The 17220-nt window shown below is 33.6% G+C and carries 15 protein-coding genes, 2 tRNA genes and 1 other RNA gene; 10 read left to right on the forward strand and 8 right to left on the reverse strand.

Annotated elements, in window-relative coordinates:
- Window positions 1-5 precede the first annotated feature (5 nt).
- Window positions 6-1058: a pelota family protein gene (locus NsoK4_RS08590; protein WP_211687129.1), complete on the forward strand. Its 1053-nt coding sequence runs from the start codon at window positions 6-8 to the stop codon at window positions 1056-1058.
- On the opposite strand, the gene cutA is transcribed toward NsoK4_RS08590, so the two are convergent.
- Window positions 1055-1366: a divalent-cation tolerance protein CutA gene (cutA, locus tag NsoK4_RS08595; RefSeq protein ID WP_211687130.1), complete on the reverse strand. Its 312-nt coding sequence runs from the start codon at window positions 1364-1366 to the stop codon at window positions 1055-1057. The two genes, NsoK4_RS08590 and cutA, sit on opposite strands and share 4 nt — an antisense overlap.
- A 42-nt stretch (window positions 1367-1408) precedes the next feature.
- On the opposite strand from cutA, the gene NsoK4_RS08600 reads away from it, so the two are divergent.
- From NsoK4_RS08600 to NsoK4_RS08615, 4 genes are all read left to right on the forward strand, one after another.
- Window positions 1409-2605 carry a site-2 protease family protein gene (locus NsoK4_RS08600; protein ID WP_249111051.1) on the forward strand — a complete coding sequence of 399 codons (1197 nt, stop codon included), beginning with the start codon at window positions 1409-1411 and terminating at the stop codon, window positions 2603-2605.
- 42 nt (window positions 2606-2647) lie between these two features.
- Window positions 2648-3562 (forward strand): TIGR00269 family protein, encoded by a 915-nt coding sequence (locus NsoK4_RS08605; protein WP_211687131.1) that lies wholly within the window; start codon window positions 2648-2650, stop codon window positions 3560-3562.
- Window positions 3563-3595: 33 nt separating this feature from the next.
- Window positions 3596-3907, forward strand: an RNA gene (gene ffs, locus NsoK4_RS08610) — signal recognition particle sRNA.
- 30 nt (window positions 3908-3937) lie between these two features.
- Window positions 3938-4267, forward strand: a complete 330-nt coding sequence (locus NsoK4_RS08615) for a hypothetical protein (protein ID WP_211687132.1) — start codon at window positions 3938-3940, stop codon at window positions 4265-4267.
- Here the strand turns inward: NsoK4_RS08615 and NsoK4_RS08620 are convergent.
- The gene (locus NsoK4_RS08620; protein ID WP_211687133.1) at window positions 4264-4542 is read right to left on the reverse strand and encodes an acylphosphatase; all 279 of its coding nucleotides are present in this window, start codon (window positions 4540-4542) and stop codon (window positions 4264-4266) included. The genes NsoK4_RS08615 and NsoK4_RS08620 overlap by 4 nt on opposite strands.
- Before the next feature lie 46 nt (window positions 4543-4588).
- Complete coding sequence (locus tag NsoK4_RS08625; protein ID WP_211687134.1) at window positions 4589-5323, reverse strand: 50S ribosomal protein L2; 735 nt, start codon at window positions 5321-5323, stop codon at window positions 4589-4591.
- Between the two features lie 105 nt (window positions 5324-5428).
- Here NsoK4_RS08625 and NsoK4_RS08630 point away from each other — a divergent pair, with 105 nt between their 5' ends.
- Genes NsoK4_RS08630 through gatE form a run of 3 tightly spaced genes read left to right on the forward strand, consistent with a single transcriptional unit; the run spans window position 5429 to window position 10845 of the window.
- Entirely contained in the window at window positions 5429-7615 is a 2187-nt protein-coding gene (locus tag NsoK4_RS08630; RefSeq protein WP_211687135.1) for a CDC48 family AAA ATPase, read from the forward strand.
- Between the two features lie 33 nt (window positions 7616-7648).
- Complete coding sequence (gene gatD / locus NsoK4_RS08635; RefSeq protein WP_211687136.1) at window positions 7649-8938, forward strand: Glu-tRNA(Gln) amidotransferase subunit GatD; 1290 nt, start codon at window positions 7649-7651, stop codon at window positions 8936-8938.
- An 8-nt stretch (window positions 8939-8946) separates the two neighbouring features.
- Entirely contained in the window at window positions 8947-10845 is a 1899-nt protein-coding gene (gatE, locus tag NsoK4_RS08640; protein ID WP_211687137.1) for a Glu-tRNA(Gln) amidotransferase subunit GatE, read from the forward strand.
- 5 nt (window positions 10846-10850) lie between these two features.
- Here gatE and NsoK4_RS08645 read toward each other — a convergent pair.
- The 5 genes from NsoK4_RS08645 to NsoK4_RS08665 form a co-directional block, all read right to left on the reverse strand.
- Window positions 10851-10935 (reverse strand) — tRNA-Leu (locus tag NsoK4_RS08645).
- 238 nt (window positions 10936-11173) lie between these two features.
- Window positions 11174-12253, reverse strand: a complete 1080-nt coding sequence (dnaJ, locus tag NsoK4_RS08650) for a molecular chaperone DnaJ (RefSeq protein WP_211687138.1) — start codon at window positions 12251-12253, stop codon at window positions 11174-11176.
- A gap of 39 nt (window positions 12254-12292) precedes the next feature.
- On the reverse strand, window positions 12293-14281 hold the full coding sequence (gene dnaK / locus NsoK4_RS08655) for a molecular chaperone DnaK (RefSeq protein WP_211687139.1): 1989 nt from the start codon (window positions 14279-14281) through the stop codon (window positions 12293-12295).
- Window positions 14282-14287: 6 nt separating this feature from the next.
- A complete protein-coding gene (locus tag NsoK4_RS08660) occupies window positions 14288-14830 on the reverse strand; it encodes a nucleotide exchange factor GrpE (RefSeq protein ID WP_211687140.1) in 543 nt (180 codons plus the stop codon).
- A 35-nt stretch (window positions 14831-14865) separates the two neighbouring features.
- Window positions 14866-16002, reverse strand: a complete 1137-nt coding sequence (locus NsoK4_RS08665) for a hypothetical protein (protein WP_211687141.1) — start codon at window positions 16000-16002, stop codon at window positions 14866-14868.
- Between the two features lie 61 nt (window positions 16003-16063).
- Between NsoK4_RS08665 and NsoK4_RS08670 the strand changes: the two genes are divergently transcribed.
- Both NsoK4_RS08670 and NsoK4_RS08675 read left to right on the forward strand, forming a co-directional pair.
- A complete protein-coding gene (locus tag NsoK4_RS08670; protein WP_211687142.1) occupies window positions 16064-17092 on the forward strand; it encodes a DUF354 domain-containing protein in 1029 nt (342 codons plus the stop codon).
- Window positions 17093-17143: 51 nt separating this feature from the next.
- Window positions 17144-17216, forward strand: a tRNA-Gln gene (locus NsoK4_RS08675).
- The last annotated feature ends 4 nt before the right edge of the window (window positions 17217-17220 follow it).

The following is a 17220-nucleotide window of genomic DNA, read 5'->3' on the forward strand; positions in this document are numbered from 1 at the left end:
ATATCATGATTACAAAGGAAATAGATGAGAATTCTGTTTCGGCAATTCCCGAAGATTCTGATGACCTGTTAAATTTACGTAGAATTATCAAGGAAGGCGATAAGATAATTGGAGATACAACCAGAGTCATAAAACAAGATAAAGAGTATGCAAGACCGGACAGAGGAGAAAGAATCAAAGTTAGAATTGCACTTATTGCAGAAAAAATTTCATTAGATGATGTTTTAGACAGATTAAGAATTGGAGGAACCATTTCAGAATCAAGTAATGAAGCTGTTCCACATGGTTCACACCATTCATTTATTCTCAAAGTAAATGACGGCATTACAATCTCAAAGAAAAAATGGCTACCAATCGAAAAAACACTGATAAATTCTAACAACAAGCAAAGTGGATTTGTTTTAGTTGCAATAGATACAGGAGATTGTGGAATTGCAAGGCTAAAAGGGACACACTTGGAATTCTTGCCAAATATTTATTCTGGTTCTGGAGGAAAGAGATACAAAACAAATTTCAATATTGAAAAATTTTTTGAGGAAATTCAACATGCAGTTTTTTCTATTGTAAAAGAATCAGATTCGGTTATAATATTTGGACCAGGTGAGACAAAAAAGAAATTTTCAAATTTTCTTCAAAAAGATCCTTCCTCAAAGAAATTCAAGATTCAAGTTGTAGAAGGAATAGATTCAGGAGGAGAAGATGGAATCTATACTTTTACACGTTCAAAAACTATGAAAGAGATAATGTCAGAGAGTAAATTAGCCAAAGTTTCAGAGATCATTGATGAAGTAATGATTCGAGCAAATCAAAAGAGCAGAAAATTTACAATGGGTTTTGATGAAACTCGTAAAGCAAATGAGTATGGTGCTGTAGAGGCTTTAGTATTTTCAGACAATGCCATTCAAACAAATGATGAAGCAAAAGTGATTGAATTTCTAAATGATGCAGAAAGTAAAGGCGTTAAAACATACAGTGTGGATTCATCAACAGATATAGGATTGCGAGTAACCGGATTAGGTGGAATAATTTCACTATTACGGTATACTGTTGAATCTTAGTTAGTAGAGTCTACAAGCCATTTTAGATATGGTTTGTTAATTGATGAAATGTCAATTTCTGCAATTTCAGGAACATCATATGGGTGAGATTCCTTGATTTTTTGCTTCAATGTTTTTTTGTTCTTTAATGTAGTTTTAAAAATTGCAATAAACTCATTAGAATTTTCAATTTTTCCATCCCATGAATAAACAGATGATATTTTTGAGATATTTACACATGCAACCAGTTTTTTCTTGACTAATTCATTAGCAATTAAATTAATTGTTTTTTTGTTTGGGTAAGTAGAGATTATCATTACTGCGTTCATAGTAACCGATAAATGTACGAGTTTAAAAAATTAACAAATAGTTTGGAACTTGATTTTATTACAGAAAATTCGATTATCTATGTCTTAATTGCTTGGGTGGTAATTTTAGGAGTCGCAAAAGCCTTAAGACTGGAAAGATATGGATTCGAATTAAAAGCATACAGTTTAGTTTACAAAAACAAACAGGTTCAAACAGTACTTACAAAAATCCTCTCTAGAACAAAAAGAGGAATACGTGTTTTTGCAGATGTTAGTGTAGTCGCAGGTTTCATCATGATGGGATTTGCATTTTGGTTTTTGCTTTCAAATGTTTCAAAGTTTTTTGTAGAACCTACAGAATTTTCAGAACTTACCGTTCTAATTCCAGGCATAACTTTAACATCATCATCATCAATTCTAAACTTTTTACTATCAATTCCAATCGTATTAGTAATTCATGAAGGAGCGCATGGAATTGTTGCAACACTAGAAAAAATAAAGATCAAAACAGGAGGATTTGCAATATTTGTTGCAATGTTTGCGGGATTTGTGGAACCTGATGAGGAAGAATTTAACAAAGCAAAAAAAATATCAAAATTACGAGTAATAGGAGCAGGAGCTACTTCAAATGTAATTTTTGCATTTGTTTTAGGGGCAATACTTTTGACAAATCCATTTTTTGCAATGATCTTACCAGAGCCATTGCTAAGTACATTTTATGATTTGCCAGACGGGGTCTTAATTTTATCAATTATCGAAAATTCCGGAGCAGAAAAAGCAGGACTACTTGCAAATGATATCATAACATCAATTAATGGAATTCCAATTTTTAGTCCGATAGATTTTCCGTCTTTAGAGCCTGGAGATACTGCAAGTGTTTCAGTTCTTAGAGATGGTCAGCCATTAGATTTTACTGTTGAAATCATTCCATCACAAGAAGATCCGGAAAGAGGACTAATTGGGATTATGAGAGACAATTCTTTTGCATACAAGCCGGTTCTTGATTTTATAGAATGGAATAATCCACACCTTTCAATGTTTTTGTTATGGTTATGGATGATTTCATTTTTTATTGGAATTATCAATATGCTTCCATTACCAATTTTGGACGGAGGTAAATTCATCCACACAATTATTGATAAAAGAATCTCTGATAATGCAGTCAATGGCGTAATGTGGGGAATCTACATTTTCACATTTGCCTTGTTTGGGCTCAATATTGCATTATCATATGTAAAATCGGGCTGGTTTACAATCTAGAACATACCAAAGAATCATTAATGAAAATAGCATACAGCATTCATGATTTGTGATAGATGCCCAAATCAAGCAGTTTACACTAGAAAATATTCTGGTGAAAAATTATGCTCTACCTGTTTTTCTAATTCAATTTTGAGAAAAACTGCAAAGACAATTTCAAAATACAAGATGATCCAAAATGATGAACTAATTGCTGTTGCCGTGTCAGGTGGAAAAGATTCACTGGCATTATTAAAAATCATTAATGAAATGTCTGCTACACATAATTTTAGAATAAAGGCAATAACAATTGATGAAGGAATTCCAGGTTATAGAAATGAGGCATTAGAAATTGTTGAGAAATTTTGTTCAGAACTAAATGTTGGGCATAAAGTGTATTCTTACAAAGAGCTATTTGATTTAACATTGGATAATGCATTAGAATTGCGAGAAAATGAAAAAACATCATCATGTTCAATTTGTGGGACACTAAGAAGACGTGCAATTGATTTTGCAGCTAAAGACATAGGTGCAGATGTTATTGCAACTGGGCACAACTTAGATGACACACTACAAACATTTGTAATCAATATGTTGTCTGGAGACACAAACAAAATTGGTTGGATGGATCCTGATACTTCAGGTAATTCATTAAGAAAGATAAAACCATTTTGTGAAATATACGAATCAGAAATTGTGTTTTATGCTTTTACAAATAATTTACCATTTCAATCAGAACCATGTCCCCATATGAATGAGGGAATAAGAACGGAGATTCGAGAATTTCTGAATTCTTTAGAAAAACAACACAGTGGAATTAAAAACAATTTGTATCAATCAATAATCAAAGTTTCTCAAATAGTCAAAGATTCAAACTATAAACAAAAAACGCTTTGTGAAAAATGTGGAAATGAGTGTACAGGCAAGATATGCTCAGTTTGTAGCGTAGTTTTGAAACTAAAAGAAAAGCAAACCTAATGCAAATATAACATACGTTTCTAGAAAACTTGGTAGTAGGTAGGATCAGGGTGCCAGCCGTGCCCTATTCTGAAACCGGCTATATGCAGAGATCAGTAACTGTTGGGTAAATCTCTAGATAGGTAATTCCCGCTTGGTGTGCGGAAATGAAATCACGCCGAGGCGGGTGGTTGCAGGACTAGAATTATCCGAAGGGATAACTTCTAAGACCGAACCATCGAAAGGGATGAGGTCCGGGAGGGAGCAATCCTAAGGTGGAGCATCCACGCTTCCTCGTCAACGTGGCGGATCTTGTATGCCTTGAAATGGGGTTATCCGTCTAGACTGGAACCAACAGATCTACTACCTTTATACTAAAAGATTATTTTGTAGAGTATGAATCTAGTTTCTTTTGGAAATAAAAGAAATTATGAAGATTTTAAGAGACAAATTCAACCAACTACACTCCCATTGTTTGATTCTACAAGGAAATTCTGTCTTTCTTTAGGGAAAAATGTTGTTGAGGATGTTAGAATGCACAGAATAGTCTTTGGAAAATCAATGACGTTTAGATGGTTTGCTGATGTCCAGCCCGAAAAAGACGGAATTATCATCAAAATTCAAAAAAATAGAAAAGAAGAACCTCAGATATTAGATATCAAAAATAATCAAGAAATTTCAGAATTTTCACATATCATTAAAAATGCATTTGAAGAAATTTACTAATACAAAACATCGAATTTAGAAAATTCTCCTGTGAATTTTTCATTGATAATTTCAACATCTTCAACTCTTGCATTTGCAGGTCCACCATGTGCCCATTCAATTAATCGGCTCACATTTTCAACCTCGCCTTCTAAAACAGCTTCAACTCTTCCATCTTTGAGATTCTTTACCCATCCAAAAACATCATTTTTTTTAGCCATTACTTTAAGGGCTTGACGGAAGAAAACTCCTTGAACTTTACCTGTAACAAAGATTCTAATTCTTTGTTTTGTCATACAGTAAAAATATTACAAAATGCTATTAATCAAGTTTAGGAAGTAACTACTTTCTTTCTTTGATTCTTGCTCTACCAGTCTTTCTGGCAGCAATGCTACCAACTTTGGCACCTGGAGGAGCATCTCTCGATACGGTGGAACTTTGTCCAACATGTTGATGTCTTCCACCACCGTGTGGATGGACATATGCTGCTTGTGCAACACCTCTAACAATTGGATATTTCTTTCCTTTTGCCTTGAAGTTTCTCCATTTTCCACCTGCACTCATAAATGGTCTTTCACTAGCGCCACCACCAGCAAGCGTACCAATCATTGCACGATTCTTAGGATTTAGCGTAGTAAATTTTCCAGATGGGAGTTTTATTGTTACGCCATCATCACCGTGAGAAAACACTGTTGCATTAGTACCAGCAGATTTTACAATTGCGCCACCGTCTCCAAAGTGTTTTTCTACATTACACACAATTGTTCCATCAGGAATGTTTTGTACACTGATAACATTTCCTTTTTGAATTTTAGATTTTAACCCAAATTGTAATGTTGTACCTACTTTAGTTCCAAGAACTGCAGGTACAAAAGAGACTGAACCATCTTCAAATCTTACTTTTGCAAGAGGGGCCTCTCTACCACGTTCATGAACTAGATCTATAACTAGTCCTTCATGTTGCTCTGAAAGCGAGAATCTAGGATATTTTGCTTTACTGCCTACTTTTCCAGTAGAAGTAGATCTAAACTGAAATCCTCCACGGCCTCGTCTTCTTACTAATGGTCTCTTACCCAAGTAGTTGGTTTCGTACTCATTAAGGATTTTAAGCTTGTGATTAGATTCGTGTTATTTCCAGAAATTACCACAAAGATATAAAAATTAGACAAGGGGTTTTTCTTTATGAGTCAAAATGCTCTTTCTCTCAAAGTCCTCGAAGCATATACACGAGACGTAGGAAGGGGAGTTGCAAGAATTGATTATGATTCAATGGATACTCTTAATGCTTCAACAGGTGATGTAATTGAGATAAAGGGCAAAAGAAGAACAGTTGCAAAATGTCTTCCACTTTACCCATCTGATGAAGGGAAAGGGATCATCAGAATCGATGGACTTGGAAGAAATAATTCAGGCATTGCAATTGGCGATACAATCACGGTTAGAAAAATCAAAGCAGTAGCTGCTGAAAAAGTTGTAGTAGCTCCATTAGAAGCAATCCCTCCAATTGATGAAAGATATCTCGCAGATGCACTAGAGAGTGTTCCATTAATCAAAGGCGATAATGTCATGGTTCCATATTTCGGAGGTCGTTTAACATTTCAAGTAATTGGTGTAACCCCAGCAGCTGATGCAGTATTAGTTACACAGAAAACAGTTTTCCATATTGCAGAAAAAGGAGAGACATTACGTGGTGTACCTCAAGTAACCTATGAAGACATTGGAGGTCTAACAGATGAGATTAAGAAAGTCAGAGAGATGATTGAATTACCATTAAGACATCCAGAAATTTTTGAAAAATTAGGAATTGAAGCTCCAAAAGGTGTTTTGTTATACGGTCCTCCAGGAACAGGCAAAACATTACTAGCAAAAGCTGTTGCAAATGAAAGTAATGCTCACTTCATTAGTATTTCAGGTCCTGAAATTATGAGTAAGTTCTATGGTGAAAGTGAAGCTAGACTAAGAGAAATTTTCAAAGAAGCTAGAGAGAAAGCTCCATCAATCATTTTTGTAGATGAAATAGATTCCATTGCACCAAAAAGGGAAGAAGTTACTGGCGAGGTTGAAAGAAGAGTTGTTTCTCAAATGTTATCATTAATGGATGGTTTAGAAGCTAGAGGCAAGGTAATTGTAATTTCAGCTACAAACAGACCAAACGCAATAGATCCTGCTTTAAGAAGACCAGGAAGATTCGATAGAGAAATTGAAATTAAAGTTCCAGATAAAAAAGGCAGGAAAGACATTCTTGCAATTCATAGCAGAAATATGCCATTATCAGATGATGTTAACTTGGATAAAATTTCAGCAGTTAGTCACGGGTATGTTGGTGCTGATTTAGAATATCTTTGTAAAGAAGGGGCAATGAAATGTCTTAGAAGACTTCTTCCAGAATTAAACCTAGAAGAAGAAAAAATACCTCCCGAGACACTAGACAAACTTGTTGTAAATCACGAAGATTTCCAAAAAGCACTCATTGAGGTTACTCCTTCAGGAATGAGAGAAGTCTTTATTGAAAATCCAGATGTAAAGTGGGATGAAGTTGGAGGATTAGAGGATGTCAAACGTGAACTTCAAGAAGCTGTTGAGTGGCCAATGAAGTATCCAGGATTATATGATAAATTAGGACATAGAATGCCTAGAGGAATATTATTGCACGGTCCAAGTGGAACTGGTAAGACTTTACTAGCAAAAGCTGTTGCAACACAAAGTGAAGCAAACTTTGTTTCAGTTAGAGGTCCTGAATTATTATCCAAATGGGTTGGAGAATCTGAAAGAGGAATTAGAGAGATTTTCAAAAGAGCAAGACAATCAGCTCCTTGTGTAGTATTCTTTGATGAGATTGATTCTATTGCACCAATTAGAGGAGCAGGTGGAGAAACTGCAGTTACTGAAAGAGTAGTAAGTCAATTACTTACAGAGTTAGATGGAATGGAGAACTTACACGGAGTAGTAGTTTTAGCTGCAACTAACAGAGCAGATATGATTGATCCAGCATTATTAAGACCAGGAAGATTTGATAAAATCATCCAAATTCCACTTCCAGATAAAGAAAGTAGAAAGAGTATCTTGAAAATCAATGCTGCAAAAATCCCAGTAATAACAGAGGAAAGTGATCCTAAACATGTAGACTTTGAAAAACTATCAGAGATGACTGATGGATTAAGTGGTGCAGATACTGCTGCTATTGCAAATACTGCAGTATCTCTAGTTATTCATGAGTTTTTAGACACTCATCCGGATGTAAAAGATGTTGAGAAAAAGAGTATCGAAGCAAAGGTGACTATGAAACACTTTGAAGAAGCAGTCAAGAAAGTAAGAGAGCAAAAAGACCTCAAGATGGGCGAAAAGCTAGTAGCATCTTACTACAGGTAGTTTTTATTAAATAGCCAAAACTAATCAGCGTTAATGTCTGAATTTAAGGGATATACAGGAAAATCATTAGAATTTTTGAAAAACAATGGTGTCAAAGTAGGGGATTCTGTAAAAATTCTGGCAGATATAACATATTCAGGCATAATCATGCCTAGATATGAACATGCAGATGACAGTCATCTTGTTTTGAAATTAAAAAGTGGTTACAACATAGGTTTAGAATTAGAAAAAATAGAGAAAATTGAATTGGTTACCTCTGAAATTAAAGAGATGCAACCAAAAGCAAAGTTGAAAGAAAATCCATCATTACCAAAAATTCTTTTGCTATCAACAGGCGGAACAATAGCTAGCAAAATAGATTACAGAACAGGAGCAGTAACACCTGTTTTAACAGCTGAAGAGCTAAATTCTTCTGTTCCTGAGCTTTCTGAGATTGCAAACATAGACACGGAGGTATTGTTCTCAGAATATTCTGAAAACATTACACCTGAACATTGGTTAAAAATTGCTACAAGACTTGATGAGATTTCTAAATTAGATTATACAGGAATAATAATTGCCCATGGAACAGACACAATGCATTATACTTCATCATTTCTATCATTTGCTTTATCAGGATATCCAATTCCAATAGCCCTTGTTGGGTCTCAAAGATCTTCAGACCGTGCATCATCAGATGCAGCGCTTAATCTAATAGGCGCAGTTAGATTTTTGTTACAATGTAAAACAAATGGAATTTTTGTAGTAATGCATCTAGATGAAAATGATGAATCTGTGGCATGTCATTTAGGAACAAGAGTAAGAAAAAATCACACAAGCAAAAGAGGTGCATTTCAAACCATGGGGAACGATCCTGCATTTATTATTGTAAATAATAAAGTTCAAAGAAATATCAAAAATGAATTTTTTAGAGGAGAAAAATATCAGCCAAAAATTAATCTTGAAACAAATGTAGCTTTGATAAAATATCATCCTGGATACAATCCCGAATTATTGGAAAAGATGCTTGAAATGAATTACAAGGCCATAATTTTTGAAGGAACAGGGTTAGGACACATAGGCAAAACAATGTATGAAAAAGTGAAAAAAGCACAAGAAAAAGGAATTTTCTTAGGCATGACATCACAGTGTATTGATGGAAGAGTAAGAATGACAGTTTATGAAAGTGGCAGAGATCTATTGGATTTAGGCATAATTCCTCTAGAAGATATGATTCCAGAAGTTGCATTGGTAAAAGCTATGTGGGCAACAGGTAATGCTCAAAGTCTAGAAGAAATAAAGAAAATAATGCTTGAAAATATAGCATCAGAAATATCTACTTGAGGAGAAAAATGTCAAACATTGTTAATGATTTAGGAGTGAAAGTAGGACTTGAGATTCACCAGCAACTTGCAACCAACAAGAAATTATTTTGTAATTGCATCCCAGTAGATACTGAAGAGTATTCTATAAAATTTCAAAGAAAACTACGTGCAGCAAAAAGCGAATTAGGTGAATATGATCCTGCAGCATTATTTGAAAAATCAAAATCAAAAACAATAATGTACTTTGCAAATCCCGAAAGTAGTTGCTTAGTTGAACAAGATGAGGAACCTCCACATGAATTAGACAGTGATGCAAAAAAGATTTCGTTAATAATTGCATCTGCACTAAAGTCTAAGATATTTAGAGAGATTTTTCCAATGAGAAAAACAGTTGTTGATGGTTCAAACACTACAGGATTTCAACGTACAATGTTGATTTCACATGGCGGTTCTTTTGATGTGGAAGGGAAAAAAATTGGAATTCAATCAATTTGTCTTGAAGAAGACGCTGCAAAAAATTTGGGAGAAGAAGGTTCAATCAAAAAATATGGTTTGGAACGATTAGGAATACCACTAGTAGAAATTGCCACTGAGCCTTTTGAAGTAAAACCAAGTGAAATTAAAAAAATTGCCTTGACACTTGGGAGAATTTTGAGGAGTACAAAAAAAGTCAAACGCGGATTAGGTTCTATTAGACAAGATGTCAATGTATCAATTAAAGAGGGAGGAGTAGTTATCGAAGTAAAGGGAGTTCAGCAGTTAGATCAATTAGAAAAAGTAGTAGAATATGAGGCTAAAAGGCAACATGGATTACTAAAGATCTCAAAGAAACTACAGGAAATAGATTGGAATTACAGTGTAGAGGATAAAAAAGACGTAACAGAATTATTTGAAAAATGCAAATCAAAAATTATTAAAAATGCCATAAAGAAAAACCAGAATATTTTTGCAATATCGTTTAAAAATATGAAAGGAATGTTCGGGTATTCTCCGTATGAAGGAATTAGATTAGGAAAAGAAGTTGCAGAGTTGGTTAGGTTTTTTGGAATTGGGGGAGTTTTTCATTCAGATGAACTACCCAACTATGGAGTTGAGGAGACAGATATTCAAAATTTGAAAGAAGTTATGAAAATTAGTGAAAATGATGCATTTTTGATTTTAGCTTGTCCCAGAGAAAAAATGCATACGATAATTGAACAAATAATTTTACGGATCGAATACATCAAAAATAAAGGAATTCCAATCGATACAAGATTGGCAACACAAAATGGAGAAACAAAATTTCTACGTCCTAGACCAGGTGCAGCAAGAATGTATCCAGAAACAGATATTCCTCCAATTATCATATCTCAAGAGGAATTAGATGATGCTAAGAAAAACATACCAAAATCTTGGGATGAATCCATACAAGAGATAAAAAGTAAATTTAGTTTGAATCAGCAGCTTGCTGAACAAATTTTGGATTCACCATATATCGAATTATTTGAAAAAATTACAGATAATGTAAATGTTAATCCAACATTTATTGCATCAATTTTATGTTCATCAATAACAAATCTTGAAAGAAATGGATTGAATTCAAAATTATTAAAAAATGAAGAGATTGGCAAAGCATTCGAATTATTAGAATCTGGAAAAATCGCTAAAGAGTCAATTGAGATGATTTTTGAGAATATTATGGCTGGAAAATCAAACACGATTGAAGATGCAATGAAAAATGCATCAATTAAAACTGTAGATAATGAGGAATTAGAACAAATTTTAGAAAAAATCGTTCAGGATAATGAAAATATGGTTAAAAATCAAAAAGAACACGCAATAGGCCCATTGATGGGAATGGCAATGAAGGAACTTCGTGGAAAGGTTTCAGGTGAAACAGTCAACACAATCCTATTACAAAAAATCAAGACCATATTAGAGAAATAATGTTATGCGGGAAGTGGGATTTGAACCCACGAACTCCTAGAAGATAAGGATCTGAACCTTATGCCGTTGACCAGGCTGGGCGACTCCCGCAATCAAAGTTCTTGAACTCTAGAATAAGTTCTTTATTATACTGTTTTAGGTATATTATAACAGAATCCAAATATGGAATTTAATGAAATCTACTGTAATAATTGTAAAAAAGTTATTGGACGATACAATGTGAAATTCTATACTGAAGAAAAAATAAGTGAATTAATGAAAACAAGTCATGCAATACATGTAAGAAATGGACATCATGTAATTATGAGAAAATTTGAAAAATAATTTTTCATTCAAATGATTTTTGGAATTCATCGAGTAGATTTTTCTGATGTTTGTTAAGTTTCGTTGGAATATTCACTACAATTCTAACAAATTGATCACCACGTCCTCTGGAATTAATATGAGGTACACCTTTTCCTTTTAGTTTTATTATTGTATTAGGTTGACTTCCTGCATCTACCTTAATTTTTTCAGTACCATCTAAAGTTGGGACAATGATCTCCTTTCCTAATGCTGCATCAACCATTGAAACATCTTGATCATAAAAAATGTCTTTTCCATCTCTCTTAAATTTGGGATGAGGTTCAATTCTAATTCTTACAATTAAATCTCCATTTACACCACCAGGAATTTCATTTCCTTCATTTGGAACAGTATAATCACCAAAATCAACGCCTGGGGGAATGTCAAAGGAGATTTTTTTTGTTCCTCGTTTCTTAGTTTTTCCATTACAATTACTACATGGTGTTTCAATGATAGAGCCTTGACCATTACATGAAGAACAAGGCTCGACAGTTACAAAAGATGCAAATCCCATGCTACGACTTTTACGAACTTGCCCTTGACCATTACATGAAGAACAAGTTTTTTTGTTTGTACCAGGCTTACATCCTGTTCCATCACATGTATCGCATTTAATCTCTTTTTGTAAATCAAATTCCATTTTTTTTCCATGTAAAACATCTTCAAGAGTAACAGTAGTTTCAAAAAGAATATCAGAACCACGTTGTTGCCTAGAACTAAATCCTCCTCTTCCAAATATTGATTCAAATATAGAGTCAAAACCCCCTCCACCTCTTCCAAAAATGTCACTAAAATCAGCACCTGCACCTTGAAAAATATCTTCACTTGAATATCTTCCATCTACACCTGCATGACCATGTTGATCATACACCTTCCTTTTTTCTGGATCAGACAATACACCATATGCTTCAGAGATTTCCTTGAAATGTTCACCTGCTTCAGCTGATTGATTACGATCTGGATGAAATTTTAAAGCTAATTTTCTATATTGTTTTTTAATTTCATCAGCGGAACTAGTTTTTGAAACTCCCAATACTTCATAATAATCACGTTTTGCTGACATCAATATCACTTAATTATAATTGTAAAAAATGATGGTAAATTAGTTACTTTTTGTTTCATCTGTGGATGATTGGTCACTTTGTTGGCCTTCAGATCCAGCACTTTGTTGGCCTTCAGATCCAGCACTTTGTTGGCCTTCAGATCCAGCACTTTGTTGGCCTTCAGATCCAGCACTTTGTTGGCCTTCAGATCCAGCACTTTGTTGGCCTTCAGATCCAGCACTTTGTTGGCCTTCAGATCCAGCACTTTGTTGGCCTTCAGCTCCTGGTGGCGGAGTAACATTTTTGTAAAGTTCAGTGGTTACTTCATTAACAATTTCTTTCAGGGCATCCAGTTTTGGTTTGAGTTCTTCAGATTCTTTATCGAGATTTTCTTTTACTTCTTTAATGGAGTCTGTAATTTTAATTCCTTGTTCTTGGGAAATTTTATCTTTAAGATCATGATTAACTAATTTTTCGGTTGTGTAGATGTAACTTTCGGCTTCATTTCTAAGGTCAATTTTCTCTTTTTTCTTTTTATCTTCATCTGAAAACTTTTCAGCATCTTCTTTTAATTTTTCAATTTCTTCTTTAGATAGTTTTGAGGAAGATTCTATTGTGATTTTTGCTTCTTTTTGAGTTCCAAGATCTTTGGCTGTTACATTGATAATTCCATTTGCATCAATATCAAATTTTACTTCAATCTGAGGAACTCCTCTTGGAGCAGGAGGTAAATCTGTTAGATTGAAGCTTCCTAGCGAAACATTATCTGTAGCCATAGGTCGTTCTCCTTGAACAACATGTATTGTAACTGCTGTTTGATTATCTGCAGCAGTAGTGAAAACCTTACTTTTAGAAGTTGGAATTGTTGTATTACGTTCGATTAATGGTTCTCTAACACCACCTAATGTTTCTATTCCTAATGTAAGTGGCGTTACATCTAATAGAACAATATCACTTGAAACATCACCTGCAATTATACCTGCTTGAATTGCGGCACCCATTGCTACTGCTTCCATAGGATCAACACCTGATTCAGGTTCTCTTCCAACAACTTCACCAACAAACTTTCTTACAAGAGGAATTCTTGTAGGTCCACCAACCATAACGATTTTGTTAATATCATTTTTTGATAATTTTGCGTCCTCAATTGACTTTTCAATTGAACTTCTACATTTTTCAACGATTGGTTTTATGAGTTCATCCAGTTTAGCTCTTGTCAATCTTAATTCAAGATTTTTTGGGCCTGATGACGGATCATGAGCTATGAAAGGAAGATTGATGTCAGTTTCCATAACAGTTGAGAGTTCAATTTTTGCTTTTTCTGCTGCTTCTCTAATTCTTGTCATTGCAGTAGAATCTTGAGATAGATCAACTCCTTCCTTTTTCTTGAATTCATCAACGATATAATCAATAACAGCTTTATCCATGTCAGTACCACCTAATTGGGTATCACCTGAAGTACTCATTACTTCAAAGACACCACCTCCCATTTCCATTATAGTGACATCTAAGGTACCACCACCAAAGTCAAACACAAGGATTTTCATGTCCTCTTTGGCTTTATCTAATCCAAATGCAAGAGATGCTGCAGTTGGTTCATTAATTATTCTAACAACATCCAATCCAGCAATGGTTCCAGCATCTTTTGTTGCCTGACGTTGATTATCATCAAAATATGCAGGTACTGTAATCACTGCCTTTTCTACATTTTCACCAACAAATGCTTCTGCATCTTTTTTGATTTTTTGTAGAATAAATGAAGAGATTTGTTGAGGTTTGTACTCTTTATCCTTAATCTTAAAGGTGTAATCTGAACCCATTTTTCGTTTTGCAGCAACAATTGTGTTGTCAGGGTTAGTAACTGCCTGTCTTCTAGCAGGCTCTCCAACTAAGAGTTCACCTTCTTTTGAAAAGGCCACAACGGAGGGAAACGCTTTACCACCTACAGTAGCGCCCTCAGCTGCTGGAATAATAGTAGGTTTTCCCCCCATCATTACTGCAGCAGCAGAATTGCTTGTTCCTAAATCGATTCCTATTACTTTTGCCATATCATATCATCCTTTTTTTGAAATTTCTACTAGTGTTGGTCTAATAACCCTCTCATGAGAAATATATCCTTTCCTGATTTCTTTTGTAATGGTATTATCATCAAGTTCTGGATCATTAATTATTGAGATTGCTTCATGAAGATTTGGATCAAAAATTTCCCCTAACGCTTCAATCGGAATTACATTATATTTTTTTAATAATGAGTCCATGTTTTTTAAAATTGAATCTAATCCAGTAGTATCAATATTATTTTGAGAGAATGCATCTTTTGCCCTCACAAAATCATCATAAATTTTTAAAAATTCAAGAATGAATTCATCAATTTTAGAATTTACTCCTTTTTCAATATCAGATTGGGTTTTTCGTTGAAGGTTTTGATAATCAGCTAACACAAGTTTTATTTTTTCTTCATATTTAGCCACTTTTTGTTTTTCAGTCTCTAAAAGATCTTTCAACTCTTCAGGAGAGTTTTTTCCTAAATCAGATTCCGAGATATCTTCATCAGAAATTACTTCTACTGGAATTTCATCAGAATTTTTATCAGACATTTCAACAGCAATAGTTGTTGAGCTAATTTATACTATTATTGAATAGTTTCACATAAGGGATTAGCTTTAACAATTATCAGATCAGAATCTTGTTTAGTCTTCAAAATACTTTCAAAATCATTTTTTGAGCAAGCTACAACGATTGTTGTTTTATCACTATGAAATAGATCAAAGTTTGGATCTTCATAGGCTTCAACATCACCTATGTAATCACGAAGTTTAGATGTTAAATTCTGTAGCATTTCAATTTTATCTCCACGCATTTCATGTTGATCCAAAGTCCAAGAAATAGCAATCTTTGTTCTACTTGCTTTAAGATCATTTTTCTTTAATGTTGAGCGTATTTCATCAATTAATCTTTTGATGTATCCATCGATACCTTTTACGCTTCCATTTATCAAGTACATGAGGGTATTTGCACCTTCAAATGATGAACCTAAGGATTTTAAGTCAAATAACCCACTAACCATATTGTCTAAGTAAAGTTCTTGAAAATCATCAGATGAAAGATCTTTTTTTGTGATATCATCTTGTGCATATTTACATACCTCTAAAAGACTACATAGACTTGAAAATCTAGATAAGACATCAATTGCATGAAAATGTTCGGATGACGAAATAGCTACAAATTTTTTCTCTTTTTTAGTTGTCAACAGCTCAGATAGTTTAACATCTTCTTTACCATTATATGATCCAATTATTTTTGGTTGTTCAGAAAGATCTTCTAAAGGATAATAAAAATAAGATATTTGTTTTCCAACTTCTAAACCAGTAACATGTTCCAATAACGATATATTTTCATTATTTCCACCAAATCCTGTAGGTAATGTATAAACAACTGAACTATTTTTTTTTAGTGAAGTAGTTGCATCTTTAAATTTTGAATGAATTTCTGTTTTTATATCCTGTCCAGTTTTTCGAATTCTAGGAGTAAAGAAAAGATATTGAGCTTTAGAAATGGCAACATCTATTGGTTCCATTGCTAAAAGTGGTTCATCTTCTTTTAATGATGAAACATTTGGATAGGTTTTTGCAATTTCAGCTTTGAGAGATATTGCAGATGGGGTAGATTCATCAATAATTGATACATCAGCACCTTTAATTGCCATTTGAGATGCAATAGAATATCCTTCAGTACTAAGTCCATAAACTACAATTTTTGTTCCCCCCATACTTGAGCTATGTAATAGACTAAGAAAAACTTATTGAACTAACGAGAATTATGTAAAATACTTGAAAATTTGGATCGATATTCTAACTCCTAAACAATTATTGTTTTCAGAACCAATAATAAGCAAATTTGAGAAAAAACATCAGATTTTATGCACTTCAAGGCACTACAATGAAGTAGCAAATCTTGCCAAATTGAGAAATTTCAAGCTGGTTTTAGTTGGAAATCATGGCAGTAATAGAGTAAAAAAGTTAGAAGAGAGTATAGAAAGAACTCGAAAATTATTACCTAAAATTATCAAATTTGCACCAGATCTGACAATAAGTTTTTGTTCACCAGAAGCAGCAAGAATTTCTTTTGGATTAGGAATAAGACACATAGCTTTGCAAGATTCACCTCATGCAGATTCTGTAATGAGACTAACTTTACCATTTGTACAAAAGTTATTAACTCCAAAAATAATTCCAAAGAAAGAATTTACCAAGTATGGGATTAGTTCAAAAAATATAATGCAATATAATGCAATTGATGCATTTGTAACAACACAAAGAAAGATCAGTGTAAAAAGGAAACTAAATTTTTCAAATGAAAAGAAAGGAAATATTTTGATTCGAGTTGATGAAGATCAAGCTGCATATTCATCCAAAAAAAGTTTAGTTAGTGAAATTATTAAAGAAGTTTTAAAAGATTTTAATGAATATAACATCATAATTTTAACAAGATATAAAGAACAAATTCAAAAACTAAAGAAAATTTTTGGTAAAAAAATAATTATTCTTGGAATGTCTTATGATGGAAAATATTTGTTACAAAATTCAGATGTTTTCATAGGTTCGGGAGGAACTATGACAGCAGAAGCAGCATTATTAGGAATTCCTACAATATCATATAATGCTATTCCAAATTTAATAGAGAAGTATTTAGTAAAATCTAAGCTTGTTACAAGACAGGAAGATCCTAAAAAAATTTCTAGAATGATTGGTGAGAAGATTAAATCAAAAAACAAGAATAAACTAATGGCAAAAAGAATTGTAAAAAAAATGGAAGATCCTACCAAAAAATTGTATGAATTGATTAATCAAATTGATTAGATTAGAATTAGATAAAAAGTTCATTAAGGGAACAAAAGTGTGTGATTTAGCAGCCCGGTAGTGTAGCGGTCAAGCATAGGGGCCTTTGGAGCCCTTGACCCCAGTTCGAGTCTGGGCCGGGCTACTAT

It is taken from the genome of Nitrosopumilus sp. K4 (assembly GCF_018128925.1).
GTDB lineage: Archaea > Thermoproteota > Nitrososphaeria > Nitrososphaerales > Nitrosopumilaceae > HKST03.